The organism is Cnuella takakiae (assembly GCF_001953305.1).
In the GTDB taxonomy this organism is placed as follows: Bacteria; Bacteroidota; Bacteroidia; order Chitinophagales; family Chitinophagaceae; genus Flavisolibacter; species Flavisolibacter takakiae.
This window is the reverse complement of record NZ_MTFE01000010.1, coordinates 631879-645074: the sequence shown is the minus strand read 5'-3', so window position 1 is coordinate 645074 and position 13196 is coordinate 631879. Positions and strand designations below refer to the sequence as shown.

At 52.2% G+C, this 13196-nt stretch carries 12 protein-coding genes; 6 read left to right on the top strand and 6 right to left on the bottom strand.

Going from position 1 to position 13196, the window contains the following annotated elements; all coding sequences use genetic code 11:
* Positions 1 to 134 precede the first annotated feature (134 nt).
* The 3 genes from BUE76_RS03175 to BUE76_RS03165 form a co-directional block, all read right to left on the bottom strand.
* The gene (locus BUE76_RS03175; RefSeq protein ID WP_073045339.1) at positions 135 to 641 is read right to left on the bottom strand and encodes a nuclear transport factor 2 family protein; all 507 of its coding nucleotides are present in this window, start codon (positions 639 to 641) and stop codon (positions 135 to 137) included.
* Between the two features lie 73 nt (positions 642 to 714).
* Positions 715 to 2931: a PspC domain-containing protein gene (locus BUE76_RS03170; RefSeq protein WP_073045335.1), complete on the bottom strand. Its 2217-nt coding sequence runs from the start codon at positions 2929 to 2931 to the stop codon at positions 715 to 717.
* Between the two features lie 3 nt (positions 2932 to 2934).
* Positions 2935 to 3297, bottom strand: coding sequence for a PadR family transcriptional regulator (locus tag BUE76_RS03165; RefSeq protein ID WP_073045332.1), 363 nt, complete (start codon positions 3295 to 3297; stop codon positions 2935 to 2937).
* A 444-nt stretch (positions 3298 to 3741) separates the two neighbouring features.
* Between BUE76_RS03165 and BUE76_RS03160 the strand changes: the two genes are divergently transcribed.
* Positions 3742 to 4350, top strand: coding sequence for a c-type cytochrome (locus BUE76_RS03160; RefSeq protein WP_073045330.1), 609 nt, complete (start codon positions 3742 to 3744; stop codon positions 4348 to 4350).
* A gap of 125 nt (positions 4351 to 4475) precedes the next feature.
* Here BUE76_RS03160 and BUE76_RS03155 read toward each other — a convergent pair whose 3' ends face one another.
* Positions 4476 to 5420, bottom strand: a complete 945-nt coding sequence (locus BUE76_RS03155; RefSeq protein ID WP_073045472.1) for an isopenicillin N synthase family dioxygenase — start codon at positions 5418 to 5420, stop codon at positions 4476 to 4478.
* Between the two features lie 73 nt (positions 5421 to 5493).
* On the opposite strand from BUE76_RS03155, the gene BUE76_RS03150 reads away from it, so the two are divergent.
* Positions 5494 to 6519, top strand: a complete 1026-nt coding sequence (locus tag BUE76_RS03150) for a DUF3089 domain-containing protein (protein ID WP_073045328.1) — start codon at positions 5494 to 5496, stop codon at positions 6517 to 6519.
* Here the strand turns inward: BUE76_RS03150 and BUE76_RS03145 are convergent.
* Entirely contained in the window at positions 6503 to 7024 is a 522-nt protein-coding gene (locus tag BUE76_RS03145) for an ExbD/TolR family protein (RefSeq protein ID WP_073045325.1), read from the bottom strand. The two genes, BUE76_RS03150 and BUE76_RS03145, sit on opposite strands and share 17 nt — an antisense overlap.
* A gap of 143 nt (positions 7025 to 7167) precedes the next feature.
* Here BUE76_RS03145 and BUE76_RS03140 point away from each other — a divergent pair, with 143 nt between their 5' ends.
* Positions 7168 to 7974 carry a universal stress protein gene (locus tag BUE76_RS03140; RefSeq protein WP_073045323.1) on the top strand — a complete coding sequence of 269 codons (807 nt, stop codon included), beginning with the start codon at positions 7168 to 7170 and terminating at the stop codon, positions 7972 to 7974.
* Between the two features lie 115 nt (positions 7975 to 8089).
* Positions 8090 to 8377, top strand: a complete 288-nt coding sequence (locus BUE76_RS03135) for a four helix bundle protein (RefSeq protein ID WP_143157377.1) — start codon at positions 8090 to 8092, stop codon at positions 8375 to 8377.
* Positions 8378 to 8770: 393 nt separating this feature from the next.
* On the opposite strand, the gene asnS is transcribed toward BUE76_RS03135, so the two are convergent.
* On the bottom strand, positions 8771 to 10207 hold the full coding sequence (gene asnS, locus BUE76_RS03130; RefSeq protein ID WP_073045320.1) for an asparagine--tRNA ligase: 1437 nt from the start codon (positions 10205 to 10207) through the stop codon (positions 8771 to 8773).
* Positions 10208 to 10469: 262 nt separating this feature from the next.
* Here asnS and rho point away from each other — a divergent pair, with 262 nt between their 5' ends.
* Positions 10470 to 12233, top strand: coding sequence for a transcription termination factor Rho (gene rho, locus BUE76_RS03125; protein ID WP_073045317.1), 1764 nt, complete (start codon positions 10470 to 10472; stop codon positions 12231 to 12233).
* Positions 12234 to 12532: 299 nt separating this feature from the next.
* Positions 12533 to 13171, top strand: a complete 639-nt coding sequence (locus BUE76_RS03120) for a hypothetical protein (RefSeq protein WP_073045314.1) — start codon at positions 12533 to 12535, stop codon at positions 13169 to 13171.
* Positions 13172 to 13196 lie beyond the last annotated feature (25 nt).

Sequence of the window (13196 nt, the reverse complement as noted above, 5' to 3'; positions counted from 1 at the left end):
GCGGCTCCCTGGTCCCGGCCCGCCGGCCAGGACACTTCAACCAAATTTTAAATGTCGTGACTTGGGTTTTTCATCAACCTTGTAATGGGTATTGTCAATAGGTAGTTTGGTTTTTTAAGGATTGCAACACCACCTTATTTTTTTCGCTCACTTGCTGGCTTATGGTCGTAACTCAGGATGCGCGACATTTTCCAATCTCCATCCCGCAGCACCCACAGCTGGGTAAAACTGGCGTGCCCATCGAGGTATTCGGGCTGGCCTTTATCGGTGATGTAAAAAAGGTGTTCGCCGGAAATGAGCGCTCCATAAACCTTACCGTTGGACTGCATCGGGAAAACTTTCACCGTTTCGGCAATGGCCTCCCGGCGCAGGTGGTAACCCGGTGTGCCGCACAACCCTTTTTTAGTGTTGGCAATCAGGTTTTCGTTGCCCAGGGTAATGCCGCCTTTGTCGTGGTAAAACTCCAGGTCGGTGGTAAAGAACTGGTTCATGCCCGGCAGGTCGCAGTTGTTGTAGGCTTTCCAGAACAGGCTGTCCTTGTGCCTGATTAGACTATCCAAAGCTTTTGCATCCTGCTGGGCTGCTGCCGGCTTTACGAGTACCAGCAGCAGGCTGGCCACCAACAAATTGATCTGAAACATAAGACAGGTTTTAATAGTTAAGGGTGCGATGCATAGGGTTGGGACCAGCGTGGAGGAAGCCCATTTTCCTCACTCAGATAAGAAAGGGAAACAAAGGCATCACCGGGATGGTGGCAGGCTCCGGCGCATTGGTAGCAGCGGGCTTGCGGCGGGTGGTGCCTTTTTCCAGTTGCTCCAGGCGGCGGCGCTCTTCTTCCAGCTGGCGCTCTTTTTCTTCAATACGCTGGCGCACTTCCTGCTCGGTGCTCTGGCGGATGCTGTCTTTAACGGCATCACCATCCTTGTATTCGTACACACCGCTATTGGTATTGTTGCGGTCCAGGGTACCATCCGGCAGCAGTTTGGCCAGTTCGCCATCGGTGCCCATCACGTAGTCCACACCGGTTTCCCAGTCAAAGTTTTCATCTTCATCCCAATCCATATCCCAGTTGTCGCGGTTGCGGCGGTCGTTCACACGCACCCTTACATTCATGGGCTCCAGTTTATCGGTAATGCTTTCGTCAAAGCGGAGCTTTTTGCCTACGGGCACTTTGATCTCCACCAGCACTTTCTGTCCGCGGAACTTGCTGGTTTTGTCGATGCCTAAGCCGCTGCCCAGGTTCAGTACGCTGTCGGTGTACGATACGGCATACTGTACTTTCTGTGCACGGGCTTCGGCTTCCTTGCGGGAACGGCCTGCACTGTAGCGCCAAATCGTTACCTGGTAGTTGCTGTCGTTGCTGGCGCTCACCCGCAGTTTTACATTGGCCAGTTTCAGGCTGTCGTCGGTGATGTCCCAGCCGCGGGCATCACTATCTTCCCACCACAGGTCGCCGCTGTAAGCCACTTCAGGCTCCGATACGTTGACGATCATGCGGCCACCCTGGGGCTGCGTGATGGTAACGGGCTGTTCTACCTTACGGTAAAAGCGGGTGTCGCGGGCAATGCTGGAAGCCAGCAGGGCGATGCAGATCCAACCCAGGGTCCACAAGCCACCAAAGGTCCAGCCCAGGTAAGGACGGTTGCTGCGCACCCGCATCAGGCGGCGCACCAGCCAGGTGATGAAGGCAATGATAGGCACAGCAAAGAAGAAGATCAGGGTGCCCCAGAAAAAGGCATTTTGCCAAAAACCATCAAGCCCGAAGTTCATAATGCCCTGCTTGATGGGGGAGAGGGCGGGGCCGCCACCAAAGATGAGGGTGAGCAGGGTGATGAACAGGCCAAAGGCAATAGAGCCGGCAATAAAGATGAAGAAGGCTTTGAACAGCACACCGATGGCATGACCCAGGCCGGAGGCTACAGGGCGGGCCGAAGCTGCTACCTCGGTGGCGAATGCACGGCCACGGGTATTGGCAAACTCGGTAGCCTGGCTACTGAAGCGCATGGCCGAATCCCGTACTTCCTGGCTAAAGGTTTGGGCGCGGTCCTGCACATTCTGGCGGATGCTGTTTACATCTACCCGTTCGCCGCGCATTTCCATCTTTTCGTAGGGCGAGCGGGCCTCGGGCAGCACAATCCACAAGATGATATAAGCCAGGATAAAGGTGCCTGTGATAGAGCCGGTGAAGATGTCGCCAAAGCCGGGACCATTACCCCAGTCGCCCCAGCTGAAGATACCGTCCAGCACACCAATTAATATATTAAGGAGCAGGGGAGCGCCAAAGATGAGACGGATGGTGCTGGAAGGCTTGTTGAAATAAGCCGCCAGGCCACCGGCCACACCGCCGATCATGCGGTCTTCGGGGTTGCGGAACAGGCGCTTGCCCGAGTAGCCTTCCAGGTCGCTGGCGGGCAGGATGATCCAGGCCAGGATGTACAGGAAGAAGCCAAAACCAAAGCCGCCAAAGGTGATGATGGCAAACAGCAGGCGCACCACAGCGGGGTCTACATTCATGTAGTTGGCAATGCCGGAGCACACACCACCCAGCAGCTTGTCGCGGCGGTCGCGGTACAGGCGGCCCTTGAAGCGGGTTTTGTTGCCGGTAGTACCATAGCTGAAATTGGGTTCGTAAGGGTTGCTGGTAGCTGAAGCGGCTTCTGCGGCATCGGAAGCTTCAAAGTCTTCTACACGGCCCATGCTGTTGATGATCTCGGCCATATCAGCTTCGGTAACGGCGGCGGCACCTTTGCGCACCTTGTCGTTCATCAGCTCGGCAATACGGCTTTCGATATCGTTGATGATCTCATCGCGTCCTTCCTCGTTGGCGAAGTAGCGGCGCAGGCTCTCCACGTAGCGTTGGAGGCTTTCGTAGGCGGCGTCCTCAATGGGTATCACCCGGCCGGAAAGGTTGATGTTGATGATCTTTTTCATGACTTATTGTTGGTTGGTTGAAGTTTCGGGGAAAGTTTGGGTTTGGCTGGTGAGTGCGTTCACACCATTGGATAGCTCCTGCCAGGTTTGCTCAAGCTCGCGGTAAAAGGTCTCGCCTTTCTCTGTGAGCGAAAAGTATTTCCTCGGTGGCCCCGAGGAGCTTTCCACCCAGCGGTAGGTGAGCATGTCGGCGTTCTTGAGGCGGGTAAGCAGTGGGTACAGGGTACCTTCCAGTATTTGCAGGTTGGCAGCGCGCATTTCTTCCACGATATCGCTGGGGTAGGCCTCCCCGCGGCGGATGATGGAAAGAATGCAAAACTCCAGGATTCCCTTGCGCATCTGGCTTTGCGTGTTTTCGATATTCATCGGTTACCTCCTCTGGATTTTTGTTTTGTTGATACAAAGCTAATGGGGTTTTTAGTACTATGCAACACAAAGTACCAAGTTTTTTATGGTAACTGCTTGTACCGGGTAATTCCCAAAGCTTTATACTACTGGTTTTTAACTAGTTAGCTAATTTGTCCCCAAATTCTAATGTGACAAATGGCAGAAAAGTAGGATAAATGGCAGCAGCCAGACCTGCACCAACTATTGCAAATGAGCAGATTGGATTTGCAAACGCTGTGGGTATGGCGCAAAAAGCCTGTTTCGGAATATTGAAAAGGTTAGCAAAAACAGGTAGTACCAGGGAAAGAACCGCATGAGGTTAAACGCTTCCGGTTAAAGGATGGCGACAGCAATTGGTATTTTGATGGGTGTGCCTACTGGTTTGTGCAACTGCCTATTGCTCATCTCCAAATTAAATGCTGTATGAAAAAGCAAATGCTGGTCTTGCTGACTGTTTCCATCGCCGTTTTATGCTACACTGTTTTAAGTACCAACCTGCTTACGGCCCAGCAGGCCGAAATGGCGGTGCAAAAAACCAATGTCGCCCAATGGGGAGGCTACAGTTCTGCCGCAGCTTACGGCCAGCACCTGGTGCTGGTAAATGCCTGCGGCGACTGCCATACTCCCAAAAAGATGGGTGCCCGTGGCCCCGAGGACGATAGCACCCTCCTGATGTCGGGTCATCCTGCGGGCCAGCCCATTCCTGATGTAAACCGAAAAGAAGTGCAACAAAAAGGCATCAGCGTAACCCAGACCCTTACCGCATGGGTAGGTCCCTGGGGTGTATCGTATGCCGCCAATATCACTCCCGACGAAAGTGGCATTGGCAGCTGGACCGAACAGCAGTTTTTTACAGCCCTCCGCGAGGGCAGGGCGAAAGGTATTGCCCAGAACCGGCACCTACTGCCACCCATGCCCTGGTCCAGCATCCGGCACATGAGCGACGAAGAACTGCGGGCTGTTTTCGCTTACCTCAAATCCATTCCGCCGGTAAACAATATTGTACCCAACCCACAGCCGCCGGTAGAATAAACATTTACAGTAAAAGCCAGATAGAACAACACCTGACAAGACTTTACAATCCTGTCAGGTGTTTTCTTAAAACAAGTCGCCCCGGGCAAATAGCCGGGGCGACTTGTTTATATAACTGAATGGGCTTACTTCTTCAAACCAATTTCCGCCAGCCGCTCATCGAGGTAAGCACCTGCGGTGGTATCCTCATACGTCTTTGGACGGCTTTCATCCACGCAGCCTTCCAGGCAGGCCAGGCTCATGGTGGACTGGGGATGCAGGAAGAAGGGAATGGAATAACGGCTGGTGTTCCACAGTTCGCGGGGCGGGTTTACCACGCGGTGGGTGGTGGAGCGCAGCCTGTTGTTGGTAAGCCGCTGGAGCATGTCGCCCACATTCACCACGATCTGCTCGGGCAGGGAAGTAACGCCTACCCACTCGCCTTGCTTGGTCAGGATCTGAAGGCCGTCGGCGGAGGCGCCCACCAGCAGGGTAATAAGGTTGATGTCTTCGTGCTGTTCGGCACGGATGGAGCTTTTGGGCTCGCCCACAATGGGCGGATAGTGAATGGCCCGCAGGATGGAATTGCCGTTGTGCACAAAGCCTTCAAAATAGGTTTCATCCATACCCAGGTAAAGGGCGATGGCCCGCAACAGGGCACGGCCGCTGTTTTCGAAATTGCGGTAAGCGGCGCGCAGGGTGGGTGTAAATTCCGGTACTTCGGCTACAGTTACATTATCGGGGTATTCGCTTTTAATCGGATCGTTGTCTTCCACGGTTTGTCCAAACTGGAAAAATTCTTTCAGGTCGGGTGCGTCGAAGCCCTTGGCGTGTTCGCGGCCAAAAGAGGTATAGCCCCGCTGGCCTGCCAGATCTTTCTTTTCGTAAGCCAGCTTGGCATCGGTGGGCAGGGCAAAGAATGCCTGCACATACTGGTAGAGGTCGGCAATCAGGTCGTCGGGGATGCCATGATTTTTTACGGCTACAAAACCCACTTCCTCGTAGGCCTTACCGAGTTCTTGCACAAATTTTTGTTTCCGGGCTTCCTCACCACTCAGAAAATCGGACAGGTCCACTACAGGAATCGTCATAGCACAGTTTTTTGTGTAAACAAATGGCGCCAAATTTACCAAAGAACTTGTGCACACAAAATCATAATTGTTCATGCGAGGCTTTACCCTTATCCTGCTTGCATTTGTGCTCTTTGCCTGTACGGCGCAAAAAAGCAGTTATACACAACCGTTAACACCTGTTGCCGCCGGCAGGCCGGATTACGACCGACTGGACTTTTGGGCGGCCCATCCCCACAAGGCCGATGCCGCCGACAGCGTGCCCGCACCTTTGCAAAAGGAAAGCAGGGATACCCTGGCCGATGTTTTCTTTATCCATCCTACCACCTATACCAGCAGGGACGGCAGCGGTAACGCGGACCTTTCCAACACAGCCCTCAACCAAAAAACCGACCAAAGCACCATTCTTTTCCAGGCATCCGCATTCAACCAGCACGCAAGGGTTTTTGCGCCGCGGTACCGTCAGGCACACCTGTCCAGTTTTTACAACAACAGGGAAACGGCCGCTCCCCTCTTTGACACGGCTTACAGCGATGTACAAACAGCCTTTGAACATTACCTTCGGTACTACCACCAGGACCGGCCCCTCATTATTGCCGCACATAGCCAGGGCGCCAAGCTGGCCATCAGGCTGCTGCAGGAATACTTTGACGACAAACCCCTGGGTGCAAAACTGGTAGCGGCTTACGTGGTGGGCTGGCCTGTGTTGCGCAACGACTTCAGGCAGTTGCCGGTATGCAGTACGCCCGATGCAACCGGATGTTTTGTTAGCTGGCGCACCTTTAAGGCAGGTTATGTTCCCGACTATATACAAGAAGAAGAACCTGCAGCATGGGTTACCAACCCGCTAACCTGGCGCACCGATAGCGTAGCTGCCGCTTTTGCCTTGAACAAAGGCAGCGTACTGCGCAACTTCAACAAGGTGGTGCTGGGTGTGGCCGATGCACGAGTGCATGGCGGCGTGTTGTGGGTAAGCAAGTTGCGGTTTCCCGGCGCCTTCCTGCTCAACACCTCCAATTTTCATATTGGCGACATCAACCTGTTTTATGTCAACATCCGCCGCAACGTGGAGGAGCGTATCGGGGCGTATCTAAAAAAGCAAACTAATGTGCATCCATAAATGCTGTTTCTGCAGGGTCTGGAGCAACAATAGCATAACGGGTAACGCCATTGATCATCACTTCATCGAGCAGGTCCACCAGGTTTTTATAGGAGGACTGTTCTGAAGGTTTGATCAGCAATACCAGTTCTTCCTTTTTGTGTCCGTTTTGCTCCAGTGCTTTTTGTTGCTGGCGGATAAGCGCACCGGCGCCAGCGGCAATACTGTAGCTGGAAGGCTGTACTGCATTGGCATGAACGGCATCTTCCCAGATACCTCCATAACCATACACCTGGTTATGCCCGCCGGCAAGCAGTGTGAGTGTGGTAGCAGCGGCGGTGTTTGTAGGCGGACCATCCTTTGGCATCACCAGTGCCGTAGTGGCGCTGGTGCTCATGGTACTGGTAAAAACAAAGAAGGTGACAAGCAGAAAGCCAAGGTCTACCATTGGTGTCATATCCACTTTCAATGTCCTTTGGTAATTGCGGCTTTTGCTTTGTACAGGTGCCTGTTGGATGCTGGCCATAGTTTTGTTTACTGATAAGATTCATACCTGCACAAAATGCATATCAGTCCACACGGTTTTTCTTTGGGTAGCTTTCCGGTACAAACCGAAGCTATGGCAAGCCCGAGATTAGTCGTAATTTTTACTAACCCAAACCACAGCACATGAAGACCATCCTTGTTCCTACCGACTTTTCGCCCAGTGCCGATAATGCTACCTTGTTTGCGGCCCACCTGGCCCAACAGGTGGGCGCAAGCCTGATGCTGATACATGTATACCAGATACCAGTGACCATGAACGATATGCCTGTGATGGTATTGTCGGCCGATGAACTGCGGCGCAGTGCCGACGAGCAGTTGCAGCGCACCCAAAACGACCTGCAGGCCAGCTTTCCGGGCCTTGCAGTACAGGTAGAAAGCCGCCTGGGTGCCATCAACGACGAACTGGAAGATATCTGCCGCGCAACATCGCCGCTTTGTCTGGTATTGGGCAGCCATGGCATGAGCGGGCTGGAACGGATGTTTTTTGGCAGCACCACCATTGCCGTGATGCGCCATACCCAGCTGCCGGTGATTGCGGTACCCAAGGATTATAAAAGATATGGCTTGCGCAAAATAGCGCTGGCCGCCGACCTGCTGGACCTGGATAAAATACCCACCCAGAAAATTATGGAAGTAACCCAGCTGCTGGGCGCTCAATTGAACCTGGTGCATGTGGCCGATAAAAACGAAAAGACCGACCGCACTGCCGAACCGCTGTTGCAAAAACTACAGCCCCTGCAACCCTCCTACCAGGTAGTGCACAACGACAATGTAAAAACCGGCCTGATGCAATACCTCACTCAAAACAGCACCGACCTGTTGATGGTATTGCCGCATGAACACAATATCATGGAGCGCCTGTTCTTCAAACTACACACCGATGATATCATTAAGCATGCACCGGTGCCGGTGATGGCAATCAGAAGTTAGAAGTCGGGAAAGTCAGTAAAGTCCGGAAAGACGTTTGCGATTGTAGTCGGTGGTTTTTCGGGCTTTATAATTTGTGCTTTTGTGATTAGTTTTTGTTACCACTAAAACTAATCAGATGCCATTCAAGTTCGAGAAATTACAAGTGTGGCAGAAAGCACTTGACCTTACCGGCATTATTCATGATGTTACCCGGCGTTTTCCAAAAGAAGAATTGTTTATGCTTACTAGTCAGATAAAGAGAGCAGCAGATTCGATTTGCCTGAACATAGCCGAAGGCGCCACTACTTTGTCCAATGCGGAGTTTTCGCGTTTTTTACAAATTGCACTTCGCTCTGATATGGAAGTGGTAGGATGCATCTTTATTGCTCAACGCAGAGGCATCATTTGCGATGAAGATTTCTAAGAAATATACAAACGGTGTGAAGAAATATTGGCGATGATTAACGGGCTGCGCAAATCACTCAACTAAAAACTAAAACCGTTGAAACGGTTTACCTCAATTGTGCAGGTGCTTGATACCCACGGTTGAAACCGTGGGCTAAACATGGACACCCTATACCCTTTTAGATTAGGTTGTTCAATCTTTCCAATAAGACAACCGACGATGGACAACAGACGGCTATGTAAGCTTAGCGCGGTTTATTATTCGTTGATTGATCAATGAGGTACGCACCAACTAAAACTGATCATAAAAGCGGAACGCCACAAAATAACAAAGTCCGGAAAACCAGTAAACAGGCTCCAAACAGCAGCCACGTCTTTACTGACTTTCCGGACTTTTCCGTCTTCCGACTCCTTAGAACTCCGCACTCTTCGGTGTCCTTGGAAACGCGATCACATCGCGGATATTACTCATGCCGGTAACAAACTGCACAATGCGTTCGAAGCCCAGGCCAAAGCCGGCGTGGGGAACGGTGCCAAAGCGGCGGGTATCGAGGTACCACCACAGTTCTTCGTGGGGGATGTTCATTTCGGTCATGCGCTGCTCAAGGCGTTCGAGGCGCTCTTCGCGCTGCGAGCCGCCAACGATCTCACCAATGCCGGGTGCCAGGATGTCCATGGCGGCAACGGTTTTGCCGTCTTCGTTCTGGCGCATGTAAAAGGCCTTGATGTCTTTGGGGTAGTTGGTAACGATCACCGGCTTTTTGAAATGCTTTTCTACCAGGTAGCGCTCATGCTCGCTCTGCATGTCGATGCCCCAGGACACATCGTACTGGAACTTCTTCTTTTTATAATGGTTCGATTGCAGCAGGATGTCGATGGCCTCGGTATAAGTGATGCGCTCAAACTGGTTGTTCACTACAAACTCCAGTTTCTGTATCAGGTCCAGTTCGCTGCGTTCGGTTTGGGGTTTGGCTTTTTCTTCTTCCAGCAAACGCTGACGCAGGAACTCCAGGTCGTCGGCGTTGTGCTCCATAGCATAACGGATGATGTACTGGATAAACTCCTCGGCGAGGTTGGCATTGTCTTCCAGGTCGCAGAAAGCCATCTCGGGTTCAATCATCCAGAACTCGGCCAGGTGGCGTGCGGTGTTGGAGTTTTCGGCGCGGAAGGTGGGACCAAAAGTATAGATCTCACCAAAGGCGGTAGCACCCAGTTCACCTTCCAGCTGTCCGCTTACGGTGAGGTTGGTGGCGCGGCCAAAGAAGTCTTCCGAAAAATCGATGGTACCATCTTCCCTGCGTGGCGGGTTGTCGAAAGGCAGGGTGGACACGCGGAACATTTCGCCGGCACCTTCGGCATCCGATGCAGTGATGATGGGCGTATGGAGGTATACAAAACCTTTTTCGTTGAAAAATTTGTGGATGGCAAATGCCAGCGAGTGGCGGATGCGGAACACCGATCCGAATGTATTGGTGCGGAAACGCAGGTGTGCTTTTTCGCGCAGGAACTCGAGGCTGTGCTTCTTGGGTTGCAGCGGGTACTTCTCCGCATCCGAGTCGCCGAGAATTTCAATAGTATCGGCCTTGAGCTCTAGTTTCTGGCCCTTGCCCTGCGAGGCAACAACAGTACCGGTAACTTTCAGCGCCGCCGATGTGGTGATGCGTTTGAGGAGGGTGTCGTCAAATTTACCCAACTCAAGCACCACCTGCAGGTTATTATTGGTAGAGCCATCGTTGAGGGCCACAAACTGGTTGTTGCGAAAAGTACGCACCCAACCCATTACCGTTGCCTGCTGCCCCGCGGGCTCGCCGGCCAGCAGCGCTTTTACCTTAATCCTGTTATTGAACATATAAATTTTTGTATGGGGGGCAAAGATAATGTAGGCAGATAAGCATTCCCTGCACGATAATTGTCGTTTTTGGGCAGTACCCTGCGGGCGAAAAATTTTTGGGATTTGTCTTTTCAGCGTATCATTGCAGCGGAATGCGTTGAGTGTTCATCCCTTATTCTCTCGCAACAACCGGTTTTTTCAATTTTTTCCATTCAAATTTTTTCTGAAGCGCCGCCCTAGCTTGTCTGCCTCCCCGGCGTTTAAACAAGAACTCTTTCCTATGTACGATATTTTGCAATTGAACGATATGATCGTTCCCGAATTGCTGGACATTGCCCAAAAACTGCGTATTGAGGATGCTAACAAACTGGACAAACAAGGATTGGTTTACAAGATTCTCGATCGCCAGGCTGTTGTAGCTGCCGAAGGCAAAGCGCCTGCAGCCGTTGCCGGCGAACGTCCCAAGCGCAAACGCATCATCAAAGCCACTACGGCCAACACCACTGAAGAAGCCGTTGTAGAAGATATTGCTCCTGAAGCACCCGCCCAGCCCGAACCCGTTGCGGCACCGGCACCAGAACCCGCAGCAGCGCCACCAGTTGCAAAGAAGATCCTGCGCCGCGTAACGGCCAACAATGCTGCAGCAGCACCCGCACCTACGCCTGCTCCCGCTCCGGAAGCACCTGCTAAAAAAGAAGAACGCCCCCGCCGCGGCCGCAAAAAAGCCGAAGATGAAGCAGCGGCAGCGCCTGAACTGGAACTGCCCATGCCCACAGCAGAAGCAGTACCTGCGCCACCTATTGAAATGGCTAGCGATGTGCAGGAGCCCGAAAACAGCCTGGCTGTTGAAAATGCCCGCGCCGAAAAATTCCTGCAGGCTACCAACAAGTTGTTTGAGAAACGCCGCCAGGACCAGTTCAACATCGAGTTCGACGGCATCATCATTGGTGAAGGCGTATTGGAAATGATGCCCGACGGCTATGGTTTCCTCCGCTCTTCCGACTACAACTATCTTTCTTCTCCCGATGATATTTATGTATCGCCTTCGCAGATCAAGCTGTTTGGTTTGAAAACCGGCGATACCGTTTACGGCTCCGTACGTCCGCCCAAAGAAGGCGAGAAATACTTTGCCCTGCTGAAGGTGGATACCATCAATGGCAAGAAGCCCGAAGAAGTGCGCGACCGCGTGCCTTTCGATTACCTCACACCGCTCTTCCCTTTCGAAAAGCTGAACCTCTTTACCACACCCAGCAACTACAGCACCCGCATCATGGACCTCTTTACCCCTATTGGTAAAGGCCAGCGTGGACTGATTGTAGCGCAACCTAAAGTGGGTAAAACGGTACTGTTGAAAGAAGTGGCCAACGCCATTGCCGCCAACCATCCCGATGTATACCTGATGGTGGTGCTGATTGACGAACGCCCTGAAGAAGTTACCGATATGGAACGCAGTGTGCGTGCCGAAGTAATTGCTTCTACGTTTGACGAGCCCGCCGAAAAGCACGTAAAGGTTTCGCAGATTGCCATGCACAAAGCCAAGCGCCTGGTAGAGTGCGGCCACGATGTGGTGATCCTGCTTGATTCTATCACCCGCCTGGCACGTGCACACAATACCGTAGCACCTTCTTCGGGTAAAGTACTGAGTGGTGGTGTGGAAGCCAACGCCATGCAGAAGCCCAAGCAGTTCTTTGGTGCCGCCCGCAAAATTGAACATGGAGGTTCCCTCACCATCATCGCCACCGCGCTGGTAGATACCGGCTCAAAGATGGATGAAGTGATCTTTGAAGAATTCAAGGGTACCGGTAATATGGAACTGCAGCTTGACCGCCGACTGGCCAACAAGCGTATCTTCCCTGCCATCGACCTCACGGCATCGAGCACCCGCCGTGACGACCTGCTGCTGGAAAAAGACGTACTGCAACGCATGAACCTTTTACGTGTATACCTTACCGATATGAACACCGAAGAGGCTATGCACGAACTGCTGAAGCGGATGCGTGGTACCAAGAGCAACGAAGAGTTCCTCGCCAGCATGAATCGATAGTTGGCAGATCTTAGTTAATAGTTCAAAGTCATTGATACAATGCCGGGGTGAAAGCCCCGGCATTGTTATTTGTAAATGCTTCACTGCTTTTTTAAGTATCAAATGCTTTTCAATTTATCCGGGGTTCAAGAGAAGCAGCATATCAAACCACCCGATGCAATAGCAATCTTAGGTTCAATGAAGTAAACAACACCCAACATCTAACCCATAAACCCAAGCTCCTAACACCCAACCCCAAACGCATAGGCGTTCACATTGGTCCAATCCTTGCATTCCACAATTCAACTAAACGTAAACCAATGAAAAAGACCCTAATCCTGCCGCTTGCGGCAGCCCTAACACTGGGTATTGTTTCCTGTGGCAACAGCGATAACAGCACCTCTGAAAACAATATGGATACTACTACATCCATGAGCCCTGCCGGTACATCGGACATGGCAACCACCCAAACTTCTACAGGCTCCTATGCGGCACAGGCAGATAGCTTTCGCGTAAACAGCGAGGCGGGCAACTACCTTGATGCACGCACCGGCAAAAGCATCCGCATCAACGTGGATCCTGCTACCGGCCGCCGCACCAATGCTGAAACCGGCGATCCTGTATGGCGCTATGTTGACCGCCGCACCTGGTGGGTATATGGTGGTGACGAAAGCAGCTGGGACTCTGTAGGTTCGGCCCGTATGGAAAACGACCAACTCCGTTACCGCAGCAACAACGACCAGTGGGAAACATATGATAAACGCTGGAAGAGCGAAGATGATAAGCTGATGAGCGACTGGAAGACCAAAGTAGATAAAGGAGATGGCGACGTGAAGATGAAGAACGATGCCGAAGACGCCAAGATCAAAATGGATAAGGACGGCGATGTGAAGATCAAGACCAAGGATGGCAAGACCAAGATCGACGCAGACGACGGCGAAGTAAAACAGAAGAACTAAGGGCCAGGCTAAAGCAAGGTGTGAT

What these genes read in the sequence shown, in the direction of transcription:
- BUE76_RS03135 (WP_143157377.1), top strand. Translation starts at nt 8,090, where the DNA reads ATGCCATTCAAGTTCGAGAAATTACAAGTGTGGCAGAAAGCACTTGAC.
- BUE76_RS03165 (WP_073045332.1), bottom strand. Translation starts at nt 3,297, where the DNA reads ATGAATATCGAAAACACGCAAAGCCAGATGCGCAAGGGAATCCTGGAG.
- rho (WP_073045317.1), top strand. Translation starts at nt 10,470, where the DNA reads ATGTACGATATTTTGCAATTGAACGATATGATCGTTCCCGAATTGCTG.
- BUE76_RS03150 (WP_073045328.1), top strand. Translation starts at nt 5,494, where the DNA reads ATGCGAGGCTTTACCCTTATCCTGCTTGCATTTGTGCTCTTTGCCTGT.
- asnS (WP_073045320.1), bottom strand. Translation starts at nt 10,207, where the DNA reads ATGTTCAATAACAGGATTAAGGTAAAAGCGCTGCTGGCCGGCGAGCCC.
- BUE76_RS03170 (WP_073045335.1), bottom strand. Translation starts at nt 2,931, where the DNA reads ATGAAAAAGATCATCAACATCAACCTTTCCGGCCGGGTGATACCCATT.
- BUE76_RS03145 (WP_073045325.1), bottom strand. Translation starts at nt 7,024, where the DNA reads ATGGCCAGCATCCAACAGGCACCTGTACAAAGCAAAAGCCGCAATTAC.
- BUE76_RS03120 (WP_073045314.1), top strand. Translation starts at nt 12,533, where the DNA reads ATGAAAAAGACCCTAATCCTGCCGCTTGCGGCAGCCCTAACACTGGGT.
- BUE76_RS03175 (WP_073045339.1), bottom strand. Translation starts at nt 641, where the DNA reads ATGTTTCAGATCAATTTGTTGGTGGCCAGCCTGCTGCTGGTACTCGTA.
- BUE76_RS03155 (WP_073045472.1), bottom strand. Translation starts at nt 5,420, where the DNA reads ATGACGATTCCTGTAGTGGACCTGTCCGATTTTCTGAGTGGTGAGGAA.
- BUE76_RS03140 (WP_073045323.1), top strand. Translation starts at nt 7,168, where the DNA reads ATGAAGACCATCCTTGTTCCTACCGACTTTTCGCCCAGTGCCGATAAT.
- BUE76_RS03160 (WP_073045330.1), top strand. Translation starts at nt 3,742, where the DNA reads ATGAAAAAGCAAATGCTGGTCTTGCTGACTGTTTCCATCGCCGTTTTA.